Annotated in this window: 18 protein-coding genes and 1 tRNA gene; 9 read left to right on the top strand and 10 right to left on the bottom strand. The window is 52.0% G+C overall.

The features are described 5' to 3' along the window. Positions 1 to 2: 2 nt before the first annotated feature. Positions 3 to 1,283, top strand: a complete 1,281-nt coding sequence (gene efeB / locus QMZ65_RS02730) for an iron uptake transporter deferrochelatase/peroxidase subunit (protein WP_097116814.1) — start codon at positions 3 to 5, stop codon at positions 1,281 to 1,283. Between the two features lie 574 nt (positions 1,284 to 1,857). Next, the gene (phoH, locus tag QMZ65_RS02725; RefSeq protein WP_034824330.1) at positions 1,858 to 2,646 is read left to right on the top strand and encodes a phosphate starvation-inducible protein PhoH; all 789 of its coding nucleotides are present in this window, start codon (positions 1,858 to 1,860) and stop codon (positions 2,644 to 2,646) included. A 71-nt stretch (positions 2,647 to 2,717) separates the two neighbouring features. Here phoH and QMZ65_RS02720 read toward each other — a convergent pair whose 3' ends face one another. After that, the gene (locus QMZ65_RS02720; protein WP_283215323.1) at positions 2,718 to 3,587 is read right to left on the bottom strand and encodes a pepsin/retropepsin-like aspartic protease family protein; all 870 of its coding nucleotides are present in this window, start codon (positions 3,585 to 3,587) and stop codon (positions 2,718 to 2,720) included. 91 nt (positions 3,588 to 3,678) lie between these two features. Further along, complete coding sequence (locus tag QMZ65_RS02715; RefSeq protein ID WP_160832800.1) at positions 3,679 to 4,692, bottom strand: nitrilase family protein; 1,014 nt, start codon at positions 4,690 to 4,692, stop codon at positions 3,679 to 3,681. 93 nt (positions 4,693 to 4,785) lie between these two features. On the opposite strand from QMZ65_RS02715, the gene QMZ65_RS02710 reads away from it, so the two are divergent. Continuing rightward, positions 4,786 to 5,661, top strand: a complete 876-nt coding sequence (locus QMZ65_RS02710; protein WP_160832801.1) for a LysR family transcriptional regulator — start codon at positions 4,786 to 4,788, stop codon at positions 5,659 to 5,661. A 63-nt stretch (positions 5,662 to 5,724) separates the two neighbouring features. Here the strand turns inward: QMZ65_RS02710 and QMZ65_RS02705 are convergent. Continuing rightward, positions 5,725 to 5,812: transfer RNA gene (locus tag QMZ65_RS02705), tRNA-Ser, on the bottom strand. Positions 5,813 to 6,057: 245 nt separating this feature from the next. On the opposite strand from QMZ65_RS02705, the gene phoA reads away from it, so the two are divergent. After that, entirely contained in the window at positions 6,058 to 7,464 is a 1,407-nt protein-coding gene (gene phoA, locus QMZ65_RS02700) for an alkaline phosphatase (protein WP_283215322.1), read from the top strand. Between the two features lie 66 nt (positions 7,465 to 7,530). On the opposite strand, the gene gap is transcribed toward phoA, so the two are convergent. The 3 genes from gap to QMZ65_RS02685 all read right to left on the bottom strand — a co-directional run bounded on the left by gap (position 7,531) and on the right by QMZ65_RS02685 (position 10,671). Continuing rightward, on the bottom strand, positions 7,531 to 8,541 hold the full coding sequence (gene gap / locus QMZ65_RS02695) for a type I glyceraldehyde-3-phosphate dehydrogenase (RefSeq protein ID WP_097116819.1): 1,011 nt from the start codon (positions 8,539 to 8,541) through the stop codon (positions 7,531 to 7,533). Between the two features lie 78 nt (positions 8,542 to 8,619). Next, a complete protein-coding gene (locus QMZ65_RS02690; RefSeq protein ID WP_097116820.1) occupies positions 8,620 to 9,597 on the bottom strand; it encodes a GlxA family transcriptional regulator in 978 nt (325 codons plus the stop codon). A 51-nt stretch (positions 9,598 to 9,648) separates the two neighbouring features. Then, a complete protein-coding gene (locus QMZ65_RS02685) occupies positions 9,649 to 10,671 on the bottom strand; it encodes a LacI family DNA-binding transcriptional regulator (RefSeq protein WP_283215321.1) in 1,023 nt (340 codons plus the stop codon). A gap of 294 nt (positions 10,672 to 10,965) precedes the next feature. On the opposite strand from QMZ65_RS02685, the gene QMZ65_RS02680 reads away from it, so the two are divergent. From QMZ65_RS02680 to QMZ65_RS02660, 5 genes are all read left to right on the top strand, one after another. Beyond that, entirely contained in the window at positions 10,966 to 11,286 is a 321-nt protein-coding gene (locus tag QMZ65_RS02680) for a PTS sugar transporter subunit IIB (RefSeq protein ID WP_034824314.1), read from the top strand. Then, positions 11,286 to 12,602, top strand: coding sequence for a PTS sugar transporter subunit IIC (locus tag QMZ65_RS02675; RefSeq protein WP_034824306.1), 1,317 nt, complete (start codon positions 11,286 to 11,288; stop codon positions 12,600 to 12,602). The genes QMZ65_RS02680 and QMZ65_RS02675 overlap by 1 nt, the downstream gene beginning before the upstream one ends. Before the next feature lie 8 nt (positions 12,603 to 12,610). After that, positions 12,611 to 12,943, top strand: coding sequence for a PTS lactose/cellobiose transporter subunit IIA (locus QMZ65_RS02670; RefSeq protein WP_160832839.1), 333 nt, complete (start codon positions 12,611 to 12,613; stop codon positions 12,941 to 12,943). Between the two features lie 30 nt (positions 12,944 to 12,973). After that, the gene (locus QMZ65_RS02665) at positions 12,974 to 14,407 is read left to right on the top strand and encodes a 6-phospho-beta-glucosidase (RefSeq protein WP_097116823.1); all 1,434 of its coding nucleotides are present in this window, start codon (positions 12,974 to 12,976) and stop codon (positions 14,405 to 14,407) included. Between the two features lie 202 nt (positions 14,408 to 14,609). Then, positions 14,610 to 16,028, top strand: a complete 1,419-nt coding sequence (locus tag QMZ65_RS02660; protein ID WP_283215320.1) for a 6-phospho-beta-glucosidase — start codon at positions 14,610 to 14,612, stop codon at positions 16,026 to 16,028. A 117-nt stretch (positions 16,029 to 16,145) separates the two neighbouring features. Here QMZ65_RS02660 and QMZ65_RS02655 read toward each other — a convergent pair whose 3' ends face one another. The 4 genes from QMZ65_RS02655 to pth form a co-directional block, all read right to left on the bottom strand. Further along, the gene (locus tag QMZ65_RS02655; RefSeq protein ID WP_097116825.1) at positions 16,146 to 17,174 is read right to left on the bottom strand and encodes a methionine synthase; all 1,029 of its coding nucleotides are present in this window, start codon (positions 17,172 to 17,174) and stop codon (positions 16,146 to 16,148) included. A 27-nt stretch (positions 17,175 to 17,201) separates the two neighbouring features. After that, positions 17,202 to 18,179 (bottom strand): DUF1852 domain-containing protein, encoded by a 978-nt coding sequence (locus tag QMZ65_RS02650; RefSeq protein ID WP_058960220.1) that lies wholly within the window; start codon positions 18,177 to 18,179, stop codon positions 17,202 to 17,204. A gap of 407 nt (positions 18,180 to 18,586) precedes the next feature. After that, entirely contained in the window at positions 18,587 to 19,678 is a 1,092-nt protein-coding gene (gene ychF, locus QMZ65_RS02645) for a redox-regulated ATPase YchF (RefSeq protein ID WP_034824290.1), read from the bottom strand. Positions 19,679 to 19,789: 111 nt separating this feature from the next. Beyond that, positions 19,790 to 20,377, bottom strand: coding sequence for an aminoacyl-tRNA hydrolase (pth, locus tag QMZ65_RS02640; RefSeq protein WP_211728400.1), 588 nt, complete (start codon positions 20,375 to 20,377; stop codon positions 19,790 to 19,792). Positions 20,378 to 20,501: the final 124 nt, after the last annotated feature.

Below are 20,501 nucleotides of genomic sequence, written 5' to 3'. Positions count from 1 at the left end.
TCATGAGCCATAAAAATGACGCGGCAGAGCCGTCGCGTCGTCGTTTATTGCAGGGGTTAGGTATGTTGGGCGGCGCGGCCGCCCTGAGTGGCGGTTGTCCATTCCATACGGCAGCCGCGGCTGACAGCTTCTCTCCTGGCACGGTTGCACCCGATGCGCGCCAGCAGGCGCAACCTTTCTACGGCCCGCATCAGGCTGGCATTATCACCCCGCAGCAAGCTTCGATGATGCTGGTGGCCTTTGACGTCTTAGCCAGTGATAAAAGTGACCTCGAGCGTCTGTTCCGTCTGCTAACAGCGCGCTTCGCTTTCCTGACAAAAGGAGGCGCCGCGCCAGTTGTCACCAACCCGCAGCTGCCGCCAATGGATTCCGGCATTCTTGGCGCCGATATCGCACCCGATAATCTCACCATGACGCTGTCCGTGGGCACCTCGTTGTTTGATGAGCGCTTTGGTTTGAGTGCACACAAACCGACGCAACTGCAAAGCATGACGCGCTTCCCCAACGATTCGCTGGATGCCGATCAGTGTCACGGCGATCTTCTGCTGCAAATCTGCGCCAATACGCAAGATACGGTGATACACGCACTGCGCGACATCATTAAGTACACGCCCGATCTGCTGGCCGTGCGCTGGCGGCGCGACGGCTTTATCGCCGACCACGCCGCACGCAGTCACGGTAAAGAAACGCCGATCAATCTGCTGGGCTTTAAAGATGGCACCGCTAACCCTGACACGCATAATCCTGCGTTGATGGATCAGTTGCTGTGGGTCACTGCAAATCAACAAGAACCCGCATGGACGCAGGGAGGCAGTTATCAGGCGGTGCGTATCATTCGTTTCCACGTTGAAATGTGGGATCGCACTCCACTGGGTGAACAGCAAACGATATTCGGTCGTGAGAAACTTTCCGGTGCGCCGCTGGGCATGAAAGAGGAACATGACGTGCCGGATTACAGCAAAGACCCGGATGGCGATGTCATCGCGCTGGATGCGCATATCCGTCTCGCTAACCCACGCACGCCGGAAACCGACAGCAGTTTAATGCTGCGCCGGGGTTACAGTTACTCCTCAGGGATTACCGGTTCGGGGCAGCTAGATATGGGACTCTTGTTCGTTTGCTATCAGCATGATTTAGCCAAAGGCTTTATCACCGTGCAAAAACGTCTCAATGGCGAAGCGCTGGAAGAATATATTCGTCCGATTGGCGGCGGATACTTTTTCGTTTTGCCCGGCGTCCCTGACGAAAAACATTACCTTGGCCAGCCTTTACTGCAGGCCTGATTAATAAACGCACCGTGCCAGCACAGCGATAAGGTTGCGCTGGCGCTTTTTTCACCGACCGTAAACTTTCCCCTGGTCGCTTCCTGTTCCGAATGTTCCGAAAAAGTTCGTCGCACGTCAAATAATCCATCTAACTGAAAATGCGAGATAATTTAATTTAAGACGAAAATTCTCGTGCTTCGCTTATCTGTTTTTCTTTGTCGTGACGTAAAAATACTGTTGCAAAGCATGGTTAATATGATGCACTTTACTCATAAGCGTTGTCAGTTGTGTGGCTAAGTCCACTGGAGTTCGCGCATGACCCGGTCCTTCTATGGACAGTTAAATACACTTCAGCTAGCGCAGTACACTGCGGGGGATTTCTTCCCTCCAAAGTATCCTCTTCACTTTTCAATTATCGTTTCCGAACTAACGCCAATTCTCTACCGGTGCGCTTCAGCGCTTCGTCGTTGTTGCGCACTATTTTCAATGGCCAGACCCGGCTTACAAGGAAGCCAAACAAACCTCTAAAGCGTTCAAGTCATCGCCGCGGGTGATCCGCCGCGATAAATGAAACCAACTGTAAGGTGCCACTATGGGAAGACAGAAAGCAGTGATCAAAGCGCGTCGTGAAGCAAGAAGAGTCGTTCGTAGTGATTCTCGCAGTCACCGTCAGCGCGAAGAAGAATCGGTCACTTCGCTGGTGCAGATGGGTGGGTTGGACTCAATTGGTATGGCGCGTGATTCACGCGATCGTGGCCCGATTGAAGCCAGAAATGAAGCTCAGGCGCACTATCTTAATGCCATAGAAACGAAACAGCTGATATTCGCCACCGGTGAAGCCGGTTGCGGTAAAACCTGGATTAGCGCAGCCAAAGCGGCTGAGGCCCTGATCAATAAGGATATCGAAAGGATTATTGTGACGCGCCCGGTTCTGCAGGCGGATGAAGACCTCGGTTTCCTTCCTGGGGATATTTCCGAGAAGTTCGCCCCGTATTTCCGACCGGTATACGACGTTCTGGTTAAACGTCTCGGCGCTTCTTTTATGCAGTACTGCCTGCGGCCTGAAATTGCCAAGGTAGAGATTGCGCCCTTCGCATATATGCGCGGACGTACGTTTGAAAATGCGGTAGTGATCCTTGATGAGGCACAAAACGTCACTGCGGCACAGATGAAGATGTTCCTGACACGCTTAGGCGAGAACGTGACGGTTATCGTCAACGGAGATATCACCCAGTGTGACTTGCCGTCCCATGTCAAATCCGGTCTTGCTGATGCGCTGGCGCGTTTCGAAGAAGACGAGATGATTGGTGTGGTGCGTTTCGACAAAAACGACTGCGTCCGTTCGGCACTTTGCCAGCGCACGCTGCTGGCTTACGGTTAACCATTGAGTCGTAGTTGATTGAGAGTGTTGCGAAGCAAAACCCGGCGCAAGCCGGGTTTTTTTATTGCTACTTAGCCTGGTTCAATGAATAACTGCTGGTTAGGAAAATCGATCAGAACACGATGGTGCTGTAAGAAATCGGTGCCTAATAAACCCTCCGCTGCCATTCGCGAGTCAACATCATCTAATAGCACGACATCGATATCTATTTCCCCGGATGTCGCGTTTTTGATATTTATTTGAGTCGCCCGGCAGCCTTCATAATCCAATTCGTCGATGACTTCTTTGCAGGGATAAACGTTCTCTGTTCTATTTAAACGTTTACTCCACAGCATTGAGTGTGATGCACCGGTATCCAGCAGCATATTAAAGGTTTCATTATTCTTCATTGCCTCAATGATAATACCCTCATGGGTTAAGGTTAACGGCAGCGCTAACCATTGCTGACGATCGATATTGAAATCGTCCAGCCGATCAGCAACGGAAAAAAGGCGATGCTGATAATCGATGAGCAGGGCTTTCTGCCGGAATAGCCCCAATCCGATAACCATACTTTCCGGACGTTTGCCGTCAGGCTGCAGCGTCAGCCCCCATGGAACCAGGGAAATCCCTTCAACATTCTCAAAGTTCATACCATTGACGTAAACATGGTGGAACATGAATTTATCATGCAGGAACACTTCGCCGGTCAGATCGGTGGTGCGCACTTTCTCCTTTAGGGGTTTTAACCAGGGCACCTGTCGTATAAATGACTGATCAAAATGGAAAGCAAATGCGGAGCCGGTATCAAGCATGAACTCGCCATCCTGACCATTAATATTCAGTGTTGCAATCGGTACTGCACTCTCATCGAATTTAAACGGAATTTCTATTACCGCTTCAGCTAACGAGGTGAATGTCATGGCGCAGATAAAAATGCCATGATGCATAAATCCCTTCATTTATTGTTTTTCCCTATATTAGTATTAACTTCCCCAGGCGTCTTCAGTGTCGATATTCATAAAAAGCGAAAGGTTTACTCCTCATGCTGCGTTATTTTTTATCCAAAAATGTTTTACGCGCCATTTTGTGATCGAACTCAGGAACATCTTCGGAGAACCGTGCAGTACGTGCATCACGCTCATAGCCCTGAGGTTCACACAGGAGTTGATAAAGCTCCGGGCGACGACCGTGGATCCAGCGGCGTCCGGTAGACATCGCCAGTAACGAGAGATCCAGGTCGGCACTCACCAGCGTATCCCTGAAGGAAGTGGTTTCGTTAACGATGCGGCCATAGGGATCAATCACCATCGCATTGCCGGTACGGATCTCGCCGTTATCCAGTCCGACGCCATTACTGAACAGGACGAAAAGACCGTTATCGTGCGCACGCGAAGGCAGCCAGCGCATCAACCAGCCTCGACCGCTGTCGCTAGCCAGAGCGATTTCCAGTGCGCTGGGATCGCTTTCTCGGTTTTCCCACAGACTCACCGGAAAGGGTTTCATACCAAAGGGACTGCGTGAATGGGTGCCACCTGTTTGATGCGGGGCAATCAGAATATCGGCTCCCATGAGCGCGGTGATGCGGACGTTATCGGTTAAATTATTGTCCCAGCAAATCAGAATCCCGACTTTCACCCCCCATGGCGTGTCAAACACGGTGAATTCATTTCCCTGGGCGATGCCCGCATGTTCGAAAGCATGGATCTTACGATGTACATGGCGTTGGCCATCCGGCATGCAGACCGCATAGGCATTGTAGAGCAGTCCATTATCATGCTTTTCGATGTAGCCGGCGCCGATCGCCATCTGATGCTTTTCCGCCAGGCTCGCGATACGCGCCAGTGACGGGCTGTTTTCCGTGCGCTCGGCCAGGGCTTCGACCTCTGTAATGGGCAGATCCGGCACATGCCAGTAACCCGTGATGCACATTTCAGGAAAGGCTAATATTTTGACTTCTTCTTGTGCGGCCTGCGCGATAAAGCGCTCCATCACGGAAAGATTGTAAGCTTTGTCGCTGGCGCGATGGCAAAACTGCACGGTGGCAACGCGAAGTGAATGTTCCATGGTGATTCTCCAAAAGGAACCAGGTCGCTATTTCACCAGAGGGAAAACCACCGTGTATAATCACAACTTCTCCCACTTTGATAACCGATTGGAATGGATATTAAACTGTTACGCGCCTTTGTGACGCTGGCGCAAGAAGGCACCTACCACTCGGCGGCCAATAAGCTCTGCATCACCCAGCCCGCACTCTCGAAACAGATCCAGACACTGGAGCACCTTTCTGGTGTGACGTTATTTCATCGCGGACGGCATGGTGCGCGGTTAACGGTGGCGGGAGATCAATTGTTAGCGGCTGCCAGCGAGGCAGTGGAGCGCTATGCGGATTTTTTCGCTGACGTGACGGCGATCCAAAGAGGGGATTCAGGAAAACTCACTCTGGGTTTTGGCATCTCTTCTTATCTTTTTGCTGCCAAACGTGTCGCTGCCTTTCGCGTTCGTTATCCCGGCGTACAGGTCTCGCTCAACGATATGCCTTCGGCGGTTCAGACCCAATGGCTTGCTGAAGGACGACTGCAGGTGGGATTTGTGCGCTTACCCGTGCCTGAACCACTGCAAAGTCACAGTCTGGATACGGAACAATTAGTGCTGGCGGTAGCCGCTGATCAATTATCGAGTCACTTAGAAACAACACAGGTTATTGAAAATCATCAACTCTTACAGTTGGCACCTCAGCGGGGCGAAGGGCTCACTACGCAGGCCGATCAATTCCTGACCGCAAGAAACCTCACGCCGCGCACGGTGTCGGCTGCTGATGATATTCAGACGTTACTGGCGCTGGTGGCCGCTGGTGATGGTGTGGCGTTACTGCCGGCGAGTGTGAAACACATCCTGCCTGTAGGCGTCACACTATTGCTTCTGGAAGGCGAGCATACCCAATGGCACACCGGTTTGGCGTGGAATGGTCATATTAAGGACCCGCTAAGAGACAAGTTTTTAGCGATGGTAATGGAAGATGGCCAGATAAATTAACGATGTGGCTGAATTGAAGACAAAAAAAGCCTGAACTTTCGTTCAGGCTCTTCTTCAAAATGATGGCGGTGAGAGGGGGATTCGAACCCCCGATACGTTGCCGTATACACACTTTCCAGGCGTGCTCCTTCAGCCACTCGGACATCTCACCACATTTTTTCTGCCAACCGCACTGGGTCAACGGGGCGCTACTATAGGGAGTTACCTGAATACGGTCAAGCCCTATTTTCTCCTTTTGTTCTATCCGCTTAAGCTCTATGCAGCTTGCTGCATCTCTCGCCGAACTGCGTGTTCTGTCATCAAATTATTCCTTCTCTGCCACAAAAGTGTCACCAGACTGTCGCAGACTTGTCTGCGGAAACATTTGGTTATATTTACTGATAAGGATGCTTATAAATGAAACACATACCTCTTTTCACGGTTTCTCTGCTGGCTTCACTCATCGCGACGTCAGCAGTGGCAGACACAACAACGTATAGCCGCGCCGCCACCGGTGATATCACCGAACACGGTGGCGCGCGCCGCCTCAGCAGCGACCAGACGGAAGCGCTGAAAGCCTCACTCGTTAATACCACGGCCAAAAACATCATCTTATTGATCGGCGATGGCATGGGTGACTCGGAAATCACCGCTGCACGAAATCAGGCGATGGGCGCGGGTGGTTTCTTCCCAGGCATTGATGCGCTGCCGTTAACCGGTCAGTACACCCACTACTCGTTAGACAAGAAAACTCACAAACCGAATTACGTGACCGATTCGGCTGCCTCCGCGACCGCCTGGGCGACGGGCACCAAATCTTATAACGGCGCCATCGGCGTAGACGTTAATGGCAAGGATCAGGTCACCATTCTGGAGTTGGCGAAAGCCGCTGGGAAAGCCACCGGTAACGTCTCGACTGCAGAATTGCAGGATGCCACGCCCGCCGCTTTAATGGCGCATGTCACGTCGCGTAAATGTTATGGCCCGGAGAAAACCAGCGAGCTGTGTCCCACCAATGCGCTGGAGCAGGGCGGTAAAGGGTCCATCAGCGAGCAGATGCTGAAAACCCGTCCAGATGTCACCCTTGGCGGCGGGGCGAAATCGTTCTCTGAAAGCGCCAAAGCGGGTGAATATCAGGGTAAAACCCTGCGCGAGCAGGCTCAGGCACTGGGCTTCCAGCTGGTCGATAACCTTGATGGCATGAATGCAATTAAACAGGCCGATCAGACGAAGCCGGTGCTCGGGCTGTTCTCTGACGGCAATATGCCGGTTCGCTGGCAGGGACCGAAAGCCAGCTATCACGGCAATATCGATAAACCGGTGGTGACCTGTGAAGTCAATAAAGATCGCCCGGCATCAACACCAACATTGGCGCAGATGACCAAAAAGGCGATTGATCTGCTGAGCACCAATGAGAAAGGCTTCTTCCTGCAGGTAGAAGGGGCTTCAATAGATAAACAGGATCACGCGGCGAACCCGTGCGGCCAGATTGGCGAAACGGTGGATCTGGATGAGGCCGTGCAGCAGGCGCTGGCTTTTGCACGTGAACACGGTGACACGCTGGTGGTAGTGACGGCAGACCATGCGCATAGCAGCCAGATTATTGAAAATGGCAGCAAAGCCCCAGGCCTGACCCAGGCGGTGAACACCAAAGATGGTGCGGTCATGACCATCAGTTATGGTAACTCTGAAGAGGATTCTCAGGGGCATACCGGCACACAGTTGCGCATCGCGGCCTATGGTCCTTATGCGGCTAACGTGGTGGGCCTGACCGATCAGACGGACTTGTTCTTTACGCTGAAGGATGCGATGGGCATTAAGTAACCACGCCCGGCAGCAACGAGAATCCCCGCATCAGCGGGGATTTTTTTGGCTGCAGATTGGTGCGAATTACAATCCGCGCTGCGCCATTAAGCGCGCTAAATCCACCAGACGATTTGAGAAGCCCCACTCGTTATCGTACCAGGCGAGGATTTTGACCAGGTTGCCACCAATCACCAGGGTAGAGAGCCCATCAATGATCGATGAACGTGGATCGCCCTGATAATCGCTGGAGACCAGTGGCTCATCGCTGTATCCCAGAATGCCTTTTAATGGACCTTCAGCGGCGGCGGCCTTAAATGCATTGTTCACTTCTTCTGCCGTCACATCACGCTTCAGCCTCACGGTGAGATCCACAATCGACACCACTGGCACCGGCACGCGCAGTGAATACCCCGTCAGACGGCCATCCAGTTCCGGGATGACACGGCCCAGCGCTTTAGCCGCACCGCTGGAGTAAGGCACGATTGACAGCGCCGCCGCGCGCGCGCCGCGCAGATCTTTCTCCGGCTGATCGTGCAGCACCTGGCTATTGGTATAAGCATGAGTGGTATTCATCAGACCATGCTCAATACCAAATGCCTGATGCAATACTTGCGCGGCTGGCGCGAGGCCGTTGGTCGTGCAACTGCCGTTACTCACCACGAAATGCTGCTGGGGATCGTAGCGCTGATCGTTCACGCCCAGCACAATCGTCAAATCATCGTTTTTACCAGGAGCGGAGATAATCACTCTTTTTGCGCCGCCGTGCGTGATATGCACTGCCGCTTTCTCGCGCTCGGTGAAGAAGCCGGTGGCTTCAATCACAATATCAACACCCACGTCACGCCAGCGGATATTGGCCGGGTCGCGTTCGCTGAACACCCGCACCGGCTTACCATCGATGCGCAGCTCACCTTCACCGGCCTCAACTTCTGCAGGAAGTCTGCCTAACAATGAGTCGTGTTTAAGCAGATGCGCCAGCGTTTTGCTGTCGGTGAGATCGTTAATCGCCACAATCTCAATATCGTTGCTGCCGAGTGCGGCGCGGAACACGTTACGTCCGATACGGCCAAAGCCGTTAATGCCAATCTTAATCATCATTGACTCCCTATCCGAAGTGGTTGCAGTCAATGTAGGACGATGTGTGATTGGCGTAAACGACAAAAAAGGATCACTTTACGCCATTTTGCGGCAGTGAAAGCGTTGGCGATATTCACCCGGAGTGAGATGCAGCTGGCGCTCAAAACTGCGGCGCAAATTGATGCTGCTGCCAAATCCGGTGTCAAGGGCGATGCGTTCCAGCGTCGCGCGGCTCTGTTCCAACAGTTCTCGTGCGGCGGCCAATCGCGCTTCTGCGACATAGCGCGCCGGTGACGCACCGGTTTCACGGGTGAATACGCGGGTGAAATTGCGTGGACTCATGGCGACACGTTCGGCCAATTTCTCAACCGACAGATCTTTCGCCAGGTTAGCGCGTATCCAGCTTTGCAGATCGTGGATCGGGCCAGTGCTGGTTTGCTGTAACTGGTAGCGGCTGAACTGCATCTGTCCGCCGGGGCGACGCAAATACATCACCATATCCTGAGCGATATCGCGTGCCACGCTGAAGCCAAAATCCTCTTCAACCAGCGCCAGCGTGAGATCAAAGCCGGAGCTGACGCCGCCGGACGTCCAGATAGGACCATCCTGAATATACAGCGGACCCCCTTCCACCTGAACACGGGGGAAGCGGGTTTGCAGGGTTTCCAGCAGGCGCCAGTGTGACGTGGCGCGGCGTCCGTCGAGCAAACCGGCTTCGGCGAGCAGCATCGCGCCACCACAAATTGACACCACGCGGCGAGCCTGCGGAGCAGCCAGTCTGATGAAATCCACCACCATATTGCCCTCTTCAACGCTGTCACCGCGTCCGGTAATCATGATGGTGTCCCAGGCGGCGCGGGGATCTAATTCGGCCAGCTTCAGGTCAGCCAGCAGGTTGAGGCCCGACTGACCATGGATCACCTGATGCGGCTGCGTGGTGGCGATACTGACGCGATAACGTGGCTGATCAACGCCAACGGGCAGGTGCAGGTTGGCGTGCATCAGGATGTCGGCAATACCGGCGGCTTCAAATAACATGCCGCCATCGGGGACGATAACGAGAAAGTGCTTCATGGCGTAAAATGCTCATCGTGGCAAAATAAGCCAGATTATCGCACGGCGCCGTTATTTTTGCTGGTAATACGGTCCCTGGGTGATCGAATTACGCAGCACCAGTCGGCCCGGCATCAGTGGCTGCGCCGTCACGCTTTCGCCATCCAGCATTTTAGACAGTTGCGTTAATGCGCTCGACACCATCTCAGCAACCGGAACATGCACCGTGGTTAACGCCGGCAGGAGATAGGGCGCAACCGGGATATCATCAAAGCCCAGCAAGGAGACGTCATGCGGGATGCGCAAACCCGCGTTGTGCAAGGCGCAGGCGGCGCCAATTGCCATATCATCATTGCTGGCGACAATCGCGGAAAATCTGACTTTACGACGTAACAGTGCTTCAACCGCCAGTTGCCCACTGGCGCTGGTCCAGCAGCCGTCCAGCATCAGGTTTTCGTCGTATTCAATGCCATTGTCCATCAACGATGAAATATAGCCTTTCAGACGACTTAATCCGGTGTGAGAGCTACCCATCCCTTTGATGAAAGCGATCTCGCGGTGGCCCTGAGCAATTAAATGATTCACCGCGTTGAGGGTGTCATTTTCGTGGTCAGCACACACCGAATATTGCGGATGCTGCTTCAAACGGCGGTTTAACACGATTAACGGCTTACTCATGCCAGGAATAAGGGCATCAATATCTTCCACGCTTAAATAGCGCGGATAGATAATCACGGCATCGCAAAAGCTATCGATTAAAAAGTTTATGGCCTCGCGCTCTTGCTGCGCATTGTGTTTACCATCGCCCAGCACCAGTTGTGAACCGAGTTTTTCCGTCATGGTCGCGGCCTGGAATAGTAGCTCGGTAAAAAAGGGACCATTGTAAAGCGTATTGGGTACCATCAGACCAATACTGTGCGAACGGTTGGTCGCAAGGCTTCGTGCCAGCAGATTAGGACGGTAATCCATCTCATCTATGGCCAGCATCACCCGATCCCGCACCGTTTTAGACACATAAGCATGGCCAGCCAGCACCCGTGACACCGTGGCTTTTGACACACCTGCGCGTTTTGCGACATCAAGCATTGTCGTCATTTATCTTCCTTCTCAGCGTTCTCGCGCATTGTAGCGCAAAAGCTCAATCTGAAAACCGCAGAGTGAGGCTCTTCTAACCGATAACGTTTTTTCTCATTATCATCCGATTTCATCACATATTTAAAAGGCTAACATAAAAATAATATGAAACCGGTCTCAGATTAATCATATTTTCACTCTTTAAATAAGGTTTAACGGTTTGAGTTATGGATCACAAAAAGAACAAATTGAATCTGTAACCGGTTGCAGAAACGATTCTCGGCGCGTAATTATTTAAAAAAAACGGAGGGTGTCATGGTGAAAATTCTATTGTGTTGTTCCGCAGGTATGTCAACCAGCATGGTCGTACAAAGAATGCAGAAAGCCGCTACGCAGCTGGGTTTAGAAGCCAAAATTGATGCCGTTGGAATGGAAGAGTTCAGTGAAAAAATCGCCGAGTATGACTGTTGTCTGCTAGGCCCACAGATCAAATATAAGCTGGCAGATTTCGAACGTCAGGCGCAGGAGTATCACAAACCGGTTACCGTCATTAATACCATGGATTACGGCATGTTAAATGGCGAAAAGATCCTGAAGTCGGCGCTCGCCCTGATTGATGCTAATAAGGGGGCATGATGAGTACACTGGCTGACTCCTTATTTGGTGTGATTGAAAACCGCATCAGTCCGATTGCTGCGCGACTCTCATCGCAACGGCATGTGGTGGCGATCAAGGACGGATTTATTGCCTCAATGCCGTTCCTGATTGTCGGCTCATTCATGCTGCTGTTCTCACATCCTCCTTTCAGTCAGGACAGCCAATGGGGCTTCGCCCAGTGGTGGCTGGGCATGGTGAAGCAGTACAACGACCAGCTGATGATGCCCTACAACATGACGATGGGCATCATGGCGGTGTTCATCACCGGCGCGATTGCCTATAACCTGGCGCAAAGCTACAAACTGAATGGCCTGATGGCGGCGCTGCTGTCGCTGATGACTTTTTTGGTGGTGGCTGCACCGGAAAAGAACGGCGCATTGTCCGTCGCTTCGCTGGGTGGGGAAGGAATATTCACCGCCATCCTGATCAGCCTGTACTGCACGGAAGTGATGCACTGGCTGGTGAAGTACAACATTGGTTTCAAACTGCCGGAACAGGTGCCGCCGAAGATTCGTCAGTCCTTTGACCTGCTGATCCCCATCATGGTGATTTTCCTGACGCTCTACCCGCTGAACCTGTTTATGGAGAGCCACTTTGGTCTGTTGATTCCTCAGGCCATCATGTCAGTGTTTGCGCCAATTATCTCAGCAGCCGATTCACTGCCTGCGGTGCTCATCGCCGTCTTGCTATGTCATTTGCTGTGGTTTGCCGGCATTCACGGTGCGGCGATTGTCGGCGGCATCCTGCAGGCATTCTGGCTGAGTAATCTGGGGCTTAACCAGGAAGCGTTAAATGCCGGGCAAGAGATCCCTAAAATCTTTATCGAGCCATTCTGGCAGTTCTTCATCACCGTAGGCGGATCGGGTGCCACCATGGGCCTGGTGATTCTCTATCTGCGCAGCCGCTCCGCGCATCTGCGCGCCATCGGCCGCCTCGGCTTTGTACCCGGTATGTTTAACATCAATGAGCCGATTATTTTCGGTTCACCGGTGGTGATGAATCCGCTGCTGTTTATTCCCTTTATCACCACGCCGTTGATCAACGCGGTTATCGCCTGGACCGCCACCCGTACCAACCTGATCAACCACGTCATTTCGCTGGCACCCTGGACCACGCCGGGACCGATTGGTGCCGCCTGGTCAACCGGCTGGGACTGGCGCGCAGTGGTGTTAGTCGCGTTCCTGATTTGTTTATCCACGCTGATTTATTACCCGTTCTTCAAAATGTATGAACGCCAACTGCTTGCGCAGGAAGAAGAGATGGCGCAGGAACAACTGGCTGAGGAGATGAAGTAATGCAAGAGATGCAGGAAATGGAAAGCACGGTGATGGAGCTGATCATTCATGCAGGGGAAGCCCGTTCATCATCGATGCAGGCACTGCAAGCGGCCCGAAAACACAACTGGCAGGAAGCCGATGCGTTGCTGGCAAGTGCACGAGATGCCGCGCGCGAAGCCCACAAAATTCAAACCGCGTTAATCGGTGCGGATGAAGGCTGCGGCAAAATTCCGGTCAACCTGATTATGGTGCATGCGCAGGATCATCTGATGAACGCTATGTTGTGTCGCGATTTAGTTGAAGAGCTGATCTATCTGCATCGTCAGGTGCAGGAGTTATCAAAAACCCACTTGCAGTAAGACGCAGTTAATCACATGAAAGGATGGATTATGTCTCAGTTACCGGCTGATTTTTTATGGGGCGGCGCCGTTGCCGCGCATCAGGTTGAAGGTGGATGGAACGAAGGCGGTAAAGGGCCGAGCATCGTCGATGTGTTGACGGGCGGAGCGCATGGCGTTGAACGTGAAATTACCGATGGCATTGTCGAGGGGAAACACTACCCCAATCATCAGGCCACCGATTTTTATCATCACTACAAAGACGATATCGCGTTGTTTGCCGAGATGGGTTTTAAGTGTTTCCGTACCTCGATTGCCTGGACACGCATCTTCCCGAAAGGCGATGAGCAACAACCTAACGAAGCGGGCCTGCAGTTCTACGACGACATGTTTGATGAGCTGCTCAAATATGGCATCGAACCGGTGATTACGCTGTCGCACTTCGAGATGCCATTGCATCTGGTGCAGCAATATGGAGGCTGGCTCAATCGTGAATTGATCGATCTCTTTGTACGCTATAGCGAAGTGGTGATGAAGCGCTACAAAGGCAAAGTGAAATACTGGATGACCTTTAACGAGATCAACAACCAGCGTAACTGGCGCCGACCGCTGTTCGGCTACAGCAACTCAGGCGTGATTTTCACCGATCATGAAAATCCGGAAGAGGTGATGTATCAGGTGCTGCATCATCAGTTTGTGGCCAGTGCCAAAGTGGTGAAGCTGGGGCATCAAATCAATCCTGAATTCAAGATCGGTTGCATGCTGGCGATGGTGCCGCTGTATCCGTGGTCATGTCATCCTGATGACGTGATGTACGCGCAAAAATCGATGCAGGAACGCTATCTGTTTGGCGATGTGCACATGCGCGGAGCCTATCCTTCCTACATTTTGAAAGAGTGGGAACTGCGCGGTTTCCACATTGAGATGGCGCCGGAAGATGCACAAACGCTGCGAGAAGGCTGCACCGACTATCTCGGCTTTAGCTATTACATGAGTAACGCCGTGGAGTATGCCAGCGCGACCCGCATGGACAGCGCACTCGAAGCATTCCCCGGCAGCCGAAAAAATCCGCATGTGCAGGCGTCAGATTGGGGATGGCAGATTGATCCCGTTGGCCTGCGCTACACACTAAATGCGCTGTATGAGCGTTATCAGAAGCCGCTGTTTATTGTGGAAAATGGGTTTGGCGCCGTCGATCAACGTGAGGCCAACGGCGAGGTCAATGATGACTATCGTATTGCCTACCTGCGTGAACACATCGAGCAAATGAAAAAAGCGGTACTGGAAGATGGCGTGGATTTAATGGGCTTCACGCCCTGGGGCTGTCTCGACTGTGTCTCTTTTGGCACCGGCCAATACAGCAAACGCTACGGCTTTATCTACGTAAACCGTAATGACGATCAAACCGGCGATTTTTCGCGCTCGAAGAAAAAGAGTTTTGCCTGGTATAAAAAGGTCATCGCCTCGCAGGGTGAAGCGCTTTAATTGCAATGCCCGGGCAGGAAACCCGGATTAATCAGAGTTGTCCTCTCTTCGGCAATGAATATCCTTTCCAGCCTGCGCAGGCAGGCTGAATAAATAACATGAACCCGAACCAGGAAAAAATATCATCCATGCGGTGAGGCCCGATGCTGCCTGCAACGGCGCTTTTTACTCACCTGATTGCAACCAAACGGAGTTATATCCTATGCCAAATAAGATCAAAATTGTCACTATCGGTGGGGGTTCCAGCTATACGCCAGAGTTGATTGAAGGGCTTATCCTGCGTCAGGAGCAGTTGCCGATTGCCGAGTTGTGGCTGGTCGATATTGAGGACGGCGCAGAGAAGATGGAAATCGTTGGCAGTATGGCAAAACGCATGATCGCGGCTGCCAAACTCGACTGGCAGGTGCATCTTTCTCTCGATCGCAAGGAAGCGTTAAAGGATGCGGATTACGTGACCACCCAGTTCCGCGTGGGGTTGCTGGATGCACGCTTAAAAGACGAAGTGATTCCATTAGCCAATGGTTTACTGGGCCAGGAAACTAACGGCCCGGGCGGGATATTTAAAGCGTTTCGCACGGTGCCGGTGATTCTCGATATTATCGAGGATATGCGTCAATTGTGCCCAAACGCCTGGCTGGTGGATTTCACTAATCCGGCAGGTATGGTCACCGAAGCGGCGATTAAATATGGCAAGTGGGAAAAAACCGTTGGCCTGTGCAATGTGCCGTTCGGCCATATCACTCAGGCATGCAGCGTGCTCGGTGCGGAAGAGAACGATCTCTATTTCAAATTTGCCGGGCTTAACCATTTCCACTGGCATCGCGTCTGGGATCAGCAGGGCAATGAACGCACCGCAGAACTGATTGATAAAATCTATTCCCCAGACCAGCAGGAAACAAGCGATGAAGGGCTGAAAAATATTCATCAGATTCCGTTTAACTACGATCAGGTAAAACATCTCGGCCTGCTGCCCTGTGGTTATCACCGCTATTACTATTTGCAGGAACCGATGCTCGCTCATGCCATCGAAGAGTTCGAACAGTATGAAACCCGCGCTGAAGTGGTGAAGAAAACCGAAGCGCGGCTGTTCGAGTTATATAAAGACGTCAATCTTAACTACAAGCCTGAAGAGTTAAGTCAGCGGGGCGGGGCGCATTACAGCGATGCGGCTTGCGATCTCATTGCATCGATTCAAAATAACAGCGGAAAATTAATGGTGGTCTCAACGCGCAATAATGGCGCGATTGCCGATTTACCGTTTGATTGCGTGGTGGAGGTCACTGCCGCCATCACTTCTCATGGCGCAGAACCGCTGCGTTGGGGAGCGTTACCGCCTGCGGCGCGCGGCATGATTCAGTTAATGAAAGCCATGGAGGAAACAGTGATTGAAGCCGCCGTTACTGGAGATTACGGTGCGGCATTACACGCTTTCACCATTAATCCGCTGATTCCGGCGGGCGACACGGCGATCAAAGTGCTGGATCAATTGTTGTATGCCCATAAAGCCTATTTGCCGAAGTTTGCCAGCAAAATTGCGGAGATTGAGCAGACCAAACCGGAGATCGTTACCTTCGTCGATCAGTTACTGGCCGACAGGCAAGCGCACGCGCATAGGGCGTGATGAGGTTTTATCAGGATCGAATGAGGCAGGAAGGAGACTGAAGACGGTGCCCGTTTGAACATCGCTGGGCACCGAGAAAAGCACTCACCGTCCTGTTGGGCGGTGAGTGGATCAGCATTACGCGGTGAGTTCGTTACGTACGATAGCAGCACCTGCGCTCAAGGCTTCCAGCTTACCTCTGGCAACACGGCGCGACAGTGGCGTCATACCGCAGTTAGTAGAAGGATAAAGCTTATCGGCGTCGACAAACTGCAGTGCTTTACGCAAGGTATCAGCCACTTCTTCCGCAGTTTCAATAGTGTTGGTCGCCACATCAATGGCACCGACCATCACTTTTTTGCCACGGATCAGCTCAATCAGATCCATTGGCACGCGCGAATTCTGCGCTTCCAGTGAAATGATATCGATAGAAGACTTTTGCAGTTTAGGGAACACTTCTTCGTACTGACGCCACTCAGTGCCGAGGGTCTTTTTCCAGTCGGTGTTCGCTTTAATGCCGTAGCCATAGCAAATGTGCACGGCGGTTTCGCACTTCAGACCTTCAACGGCTCTTTCCAGTGCGGCAATGCCCCAGTCATTCACTTCATCGAAGAACACATTAAATGCGGGTTCATCAAACTGAATAATATCAACACCGGCTGCTTCTAACTCTTTGGCTTCCTGGTTAAGAATTTTGGCAAATTCCCAGGCGAGTTTTTCACGGCTTTTGTAGTGACCATCATAAAGCGTATCAATCATGGTCATTGGGCCTGGCAGAGCCCACTTGATCTGTTGTTTGGTTTGCTGGCGCAGGAATTTAGCATCTTCAACAAACACCGGCTTTTTACGTACGACTTCACCGATCACGCTCGGCACGCTGGCGTCATAGCGATTGCGAATTTTCACAATCTCACGCTTTTCAAAATCAACGCCGCTGAGATGCTCAATAAAGGTGGTGACGAAATGCTGGCGCGTTTGCTCGCCATCACTGACGATATCAATACCCGCCAATTGCTGATCCTGCAGGGATAACAGCAGGGCATCTCTTTTGCCCTCGGCTAATTCATCACCCTGCAATTTCCATGGCGACCACAGCGTTTCAGGTTGAGCAAGCCAGGCCGGTTTCGGTAAGCTTCCTGCCGTTGAAGTAGGTAATAACAATTTCATAATCAATAACCTTTTATTTTGGCTTAATCAAAGAACGTAATGTGCAGACCACTGCTCAAGAATGTCTTGATAGGGTTTGATGAAGTGCTCTTCCGTATACTTCCCCTGCTCAATTGCCAACCGGCTGCGTTCTTCTCGATCGTAAACAATGCGCGTTAATGAATGGTCGCCATGTGTCAGGCTTGGCTGATAGCACTGGCCTGCGGCAGAGTTGGCATTGTAAATTTCCGGGCGGTAAATCTTCTGGAACGTCTCCATAGTGCTGATGGTGCCGATCAGTTCCAGATCCGTGTAATCATTCAGCAAGTCACCGGTGAAATAGAAAGCTAATGGCGCGACGCTGTTTTCAGGCATGAAGTAGCGCGCCTGCAATCCCATTTTGCCGAAGTAATGGTCGGTGAGAGACAGCTCATCTTGCTGATATTCAAAGCCCAATACCGGATGCTGATAGTCAGTGCGGTGATAGGTGTTCTTGCTGGATACGCTCAGGCAGATCACTGGCTTTTTATTAAAGCGTTCCTGATAAGCCGCCGAGTTGACGAAGCTTTTAAAGATATTGCCGTGCAGATCACCGAAACCTTCTGGCAGGCTGAAACCGGAGTTATTGTTATTGGCCGCCAGCAGACGCACGCTAAAATCGTAATCACGCACGTAAGACGAGAAGTTATTGCCTACGATGCCATCGGTACGCTGCTGAGTTTTGCGATCAACAATATTGGTTTTCAGGATTTCGATCACCGGGAAGGTTTTGCCATTGCCTTCAATATCAATTTCCGCAGAAATGATTTCCAGCTCAACGGCATAACGATCGCCTTTTGGGTTGTCCGCGTGCGCCAGAGAGTTGAAACGGTTGTTCATCATCATTAAGGCATTGCGCAAATTCTGCTGGCGATGGGTTCCACGTGCCAGGTTAGCAAAGTTCGTGGTGATGCGCGTATTTTCAGATGGATTGTAGTTCTCATCGAAAACGCTGCTCTTAATTGAAAATGCAAAATCGTTGCTCATGATGCTCGGGTATCCTGATTTCAGCTGCAAAACCTTTCCGGCTTTAGGCGGGTAGACCTGATACTTCGGCCTATCACCTGCGGTAGATTTCACATTGTCTTAAGTCAATAACAATGCGAATTTTATGCCAGAGTCACTCGGTGATTGAAAGTGATTAAACTTCAAACCTGCATGAGCCAATTTCATGATCGGGTTCACACTCTGAAGCAGGGTGGTCAGAAGGGGGATTTTTTGCGGAAAAGCGAGCGGTGAATGTTTGTTAGGCCAGCGATAAAAGCGATGTGATGGCCAACACGCCCGGAGGGCAATGCGGAAGAATCTACCTAATGGGAAATAAAAAATCCACGCCAGGCGTGGATTTTTTTGGCTGAATTTAATTCAACAGGGTCAAATCATCGACTTGAAGATTAGACGTTGAACAGGAAGTTCATCACGTCGCCATCTTTCACGATGTACTCTTTACCTTCTGAGCGCATCTTGCCGGCTTCTTTCGCGCCTTGCTCACCTTTATAGGTAACAAAGTCATCAAAAGCGATGGTCTGCGCACGGATAAAGCCTTTCTCGAAGTCGGTGTGAATTTTACCGGCTGCCTGTGGCGCGGTCGCGCCCACTGGGATGGTCCATGCACGTACTTCTTTCACGCCAGCGGTGAAGTAAGTTTGCAGGTTGAGCAGGGCATAACCTGCACGGATCACGCGGTTCAGACCCGGCTCTTCCAGACCCAGCTCTGCCATGAACTCGTCACGCTCTTCGTCATCCAGCTCTGCGATGTCGGATTCAACGGCTGCACATACCGGCACCACCACTGAACCTTCGGCTTCTGCAATCGCACGCACCTGATCAAGGTACGGGTTGTTTTCAAAACCGTCCTCGTTCACGTTAGCGATGTACATGGTGGGCTTCAGGGTCAGGAAGCTCAGGTAGCGAATGGCCGCTTTCTCGTCTGCATCCAGTTTCAGCGCGCGTAACATGCCCGCTTCGGACAGATGCGGCAGGCACTTCTCTAGTGCAGCCAGCTCAGCTTTAGCATCTTTGTCGCCGCCTTTGGCTTTCTTCTGGCAACGCTGAATAGCACGTTCACAAGTGTCGAGATCGGACAGCGCCAGCTCGGTGTTGATGACGTCAATATCTTCCGCCGGATTCACTTTGCCGGAAACGTGAATAATATTGTCGTTCTCGAAGCAACGCACCACGTGGCCGATAGCTTCGGTTTCACGAATGTTGGTCAGGAACTGGTTACCGAGGCCTTCACCTTTGGATGCGCCTTTTACCAGACCGGCGATATCGACGAATTCCATGGTGGTCGGCACAACACGCTGTGGCTTAACGATTTCGCTCAGCTGATCGAGGCGCAGATCGGGCATTGGCACCACACCGGTGTTAGGCTCGATGGTGCAGAACGGAAAGTTGGCTGCTTCGATACCCGCTTTAGTCAGCGCGTTGAACAGGGTGGATTTACCGACGTTCGGCAGGCCCACAATACCGCATTTAAATCCCATGGTCTGATTACCTTTCTCACTGAGTGTACGGCACTGGCTGGCAGCGCCGACAGATTCAAAAAATTTCGCGCATTATACACAGAATTGCCTTCTGCGGCGCGGGAATTGGGCTTAGCCAGCCTTGAACGCATGCAGGCGGTTCATCGCCTTGATTTTGTCTTCTTTCAGCCACAGTTCGGTGCAGCGCACCGCTTCATCCACGGCATCGTCAATCAGTTTTTGCTCGCTGGCAGGCGGTTTGCCTAACACGAAGCCGGTAACCTTATTGCGATCGCCGGGATGACCGATGCCAACCCGCAGGCGATGGAAATTATTGATATTGCCAAGCTTGCTGATGATGTCTTTCAGACCGTTATGCCCGCCATGACCACCGCCCTGTTTGAATTTGGCGATGCCAGGAGGCAGATCCAGTTCATCGTGTGCCACTAAAATTTCTTCTGGTGCGATGCGATAAAAGGTCGCCATTGCCGCAACCGCTTTGCCACTCAGGTTCATAAAAGTAGTGGGCACCAGCAAACGGACATCTTCACCCGCCAGTGACAGGCGTGCAGTGTAGCCGTAGAATTTCGGCTCCTCTTTCAATGACTGATTGTTCCGGTCGGCCAGCAAATCCACATACCAGGCACCTGCGTTATGGCGCGTTGCGGCGTATTCAGCGCCGGGATTGGCCAGCCCCACAATCAGTTTAATGCTGCTCACGATGTTTATCCTGTCTTGCTGCGGAAAGGGCGATAGTTTACTGCCTGCAAGCGGCGATGACAAAGGGTGCTGAGTACAGATGATACCTCTGCGTGACTTATCAATTTCTATCGAAATCAAGCCT

Origin of the sequence: Pantoea sp. EABMAA-21 (assembly GCF_030053335.1) — a bacterium.
Lineage (GTDB): Bacteria > Pseudomonadota > Gammaproteobacteria > Enterobacterales > Enterobacteriaceae > Pantoea > Pantoea communis.
The sequence above is the reverse complement of the archived record's forward strand: the minus strand, read 5'-3'. Positions and strand labels throughout refer to the sequence as shown.

Bases quoted from the DNA above. Each gene is read 5' to 3' on its own strand.
- efeB (WP_097116814.1), top strand. From the start codon at position 3: ATGAGCCATAAAAATGACGCGGCAGAGCCGTCGCGTCGTCGTTTATTG.
- phoH (WP_034824330.1), top strand. From the start codon at position 1,858: ATGGGAAGACAGAAAGCAGTGATCAAAGCGCGTCGTGAAGCAAGAAGA.
- QMZ65_RS02720 (WP_283215323.1), bottom strand. From the start codon at position 3,587: ATGAAGGGATTTATGCATCATGGCATTTTTATCTGCGCCATGACATTC.
- QMZ65_RS02715 (WP_160832800.1), bottom strand. From the start codon at position 4,692: ATGGAACATTCACTTCGCGTTGCCACCGTGCAGTTTTGCCATCGCGCC.
- QMZ65_RS02710 (WP_160832801.1), top strand. From the start codon at position 4,786: ATGGATATTAAACTGTTACGCGCCTTTGTGACGCTGGCGCAAGAAGGC.
- phoA (WP_283215322.1), top strand. From the start codon at position 6,058: ATGAAACACATACCTCTTTTCACGGTTTCTCTGCTGGCTTCACTCATC.
- gap (WP_097116819.1), bottom strand. From the start codon at position 8,541: ATGATTAAGATTGGCATTAACGGCTTTGGCCGTATCGGACGTAACGTG.
- QMZ65_RS02690 (WP_097116820.1), bottom strand. From the start codon at position 9,597: ATGAAGCACTTTCTCGTTATCGTCCCCGATGGCGGCATGTTATTTGAA.
- QMZ65_RS02685 (WP_283215321.1), bottom strand. From the start codon at position 10,671: ATGACGACAATGCTTGATGTCGCAAAACGCGCAGGTGTGTCAAAAGCC.
- QMZ65_RS02680 (WP_034824314.1), top strand. From the start codon at position 10,966: ATGGTGAAAATTCTATTGTGTTGTTCCGCAGGTATGTCAACCAGCATG.
- QMZ65_RS02675 (WP_034824306.1), top strand. From the start codon at position 11,286: ATGAGTACACTGGCTGACTCCTTATTTGGTGTGATTGAAAACCGCATC.
- QMZ65_RS02670 (WP_160832839.1), top strand. From the start codon at position 12,611: ATGCAGGAAATGGAAAGCACGGTGATGGAGCTGATCATTCATGCAGGG.
- QMZ65_RS02665 (WP_097116823.1), top strand. From the start codon at position 12,974: ATGTCTCAGTTACCGGCTGATTTTTTATGGGGCGGCGCCGTTGCCGCG.
- QMZ65_RS02660 (WP_283215320.1), top strand. From the start codon at position 14,610: ATGCCAAATAAGATCAAAATTGTCACTATCGGTGGGGGTTCCAGCTAT.
- QMZ65_RS02655 (WP_097116825.1), bottom strand. From the start codon at position 17,174: ATGAAATTGTTATTACCTACTTCAACGGCAGGAAGCTTACCGAAACCG.
- QMZ65_RS02650 (WP_058960220.1), bottom strand. From the start codon at position 18,179: ATGAGCAACGATTTTGCATTTTCAATTAAGAGCAGCGTTTTCGATGAG.
- ychF (WP_034824290.1), bottom strand. From the start codon at position 19,678: ATGGGATTTAAATGCGGTATTGTGGGCCTGCCGAACGTCGGTAAATCC.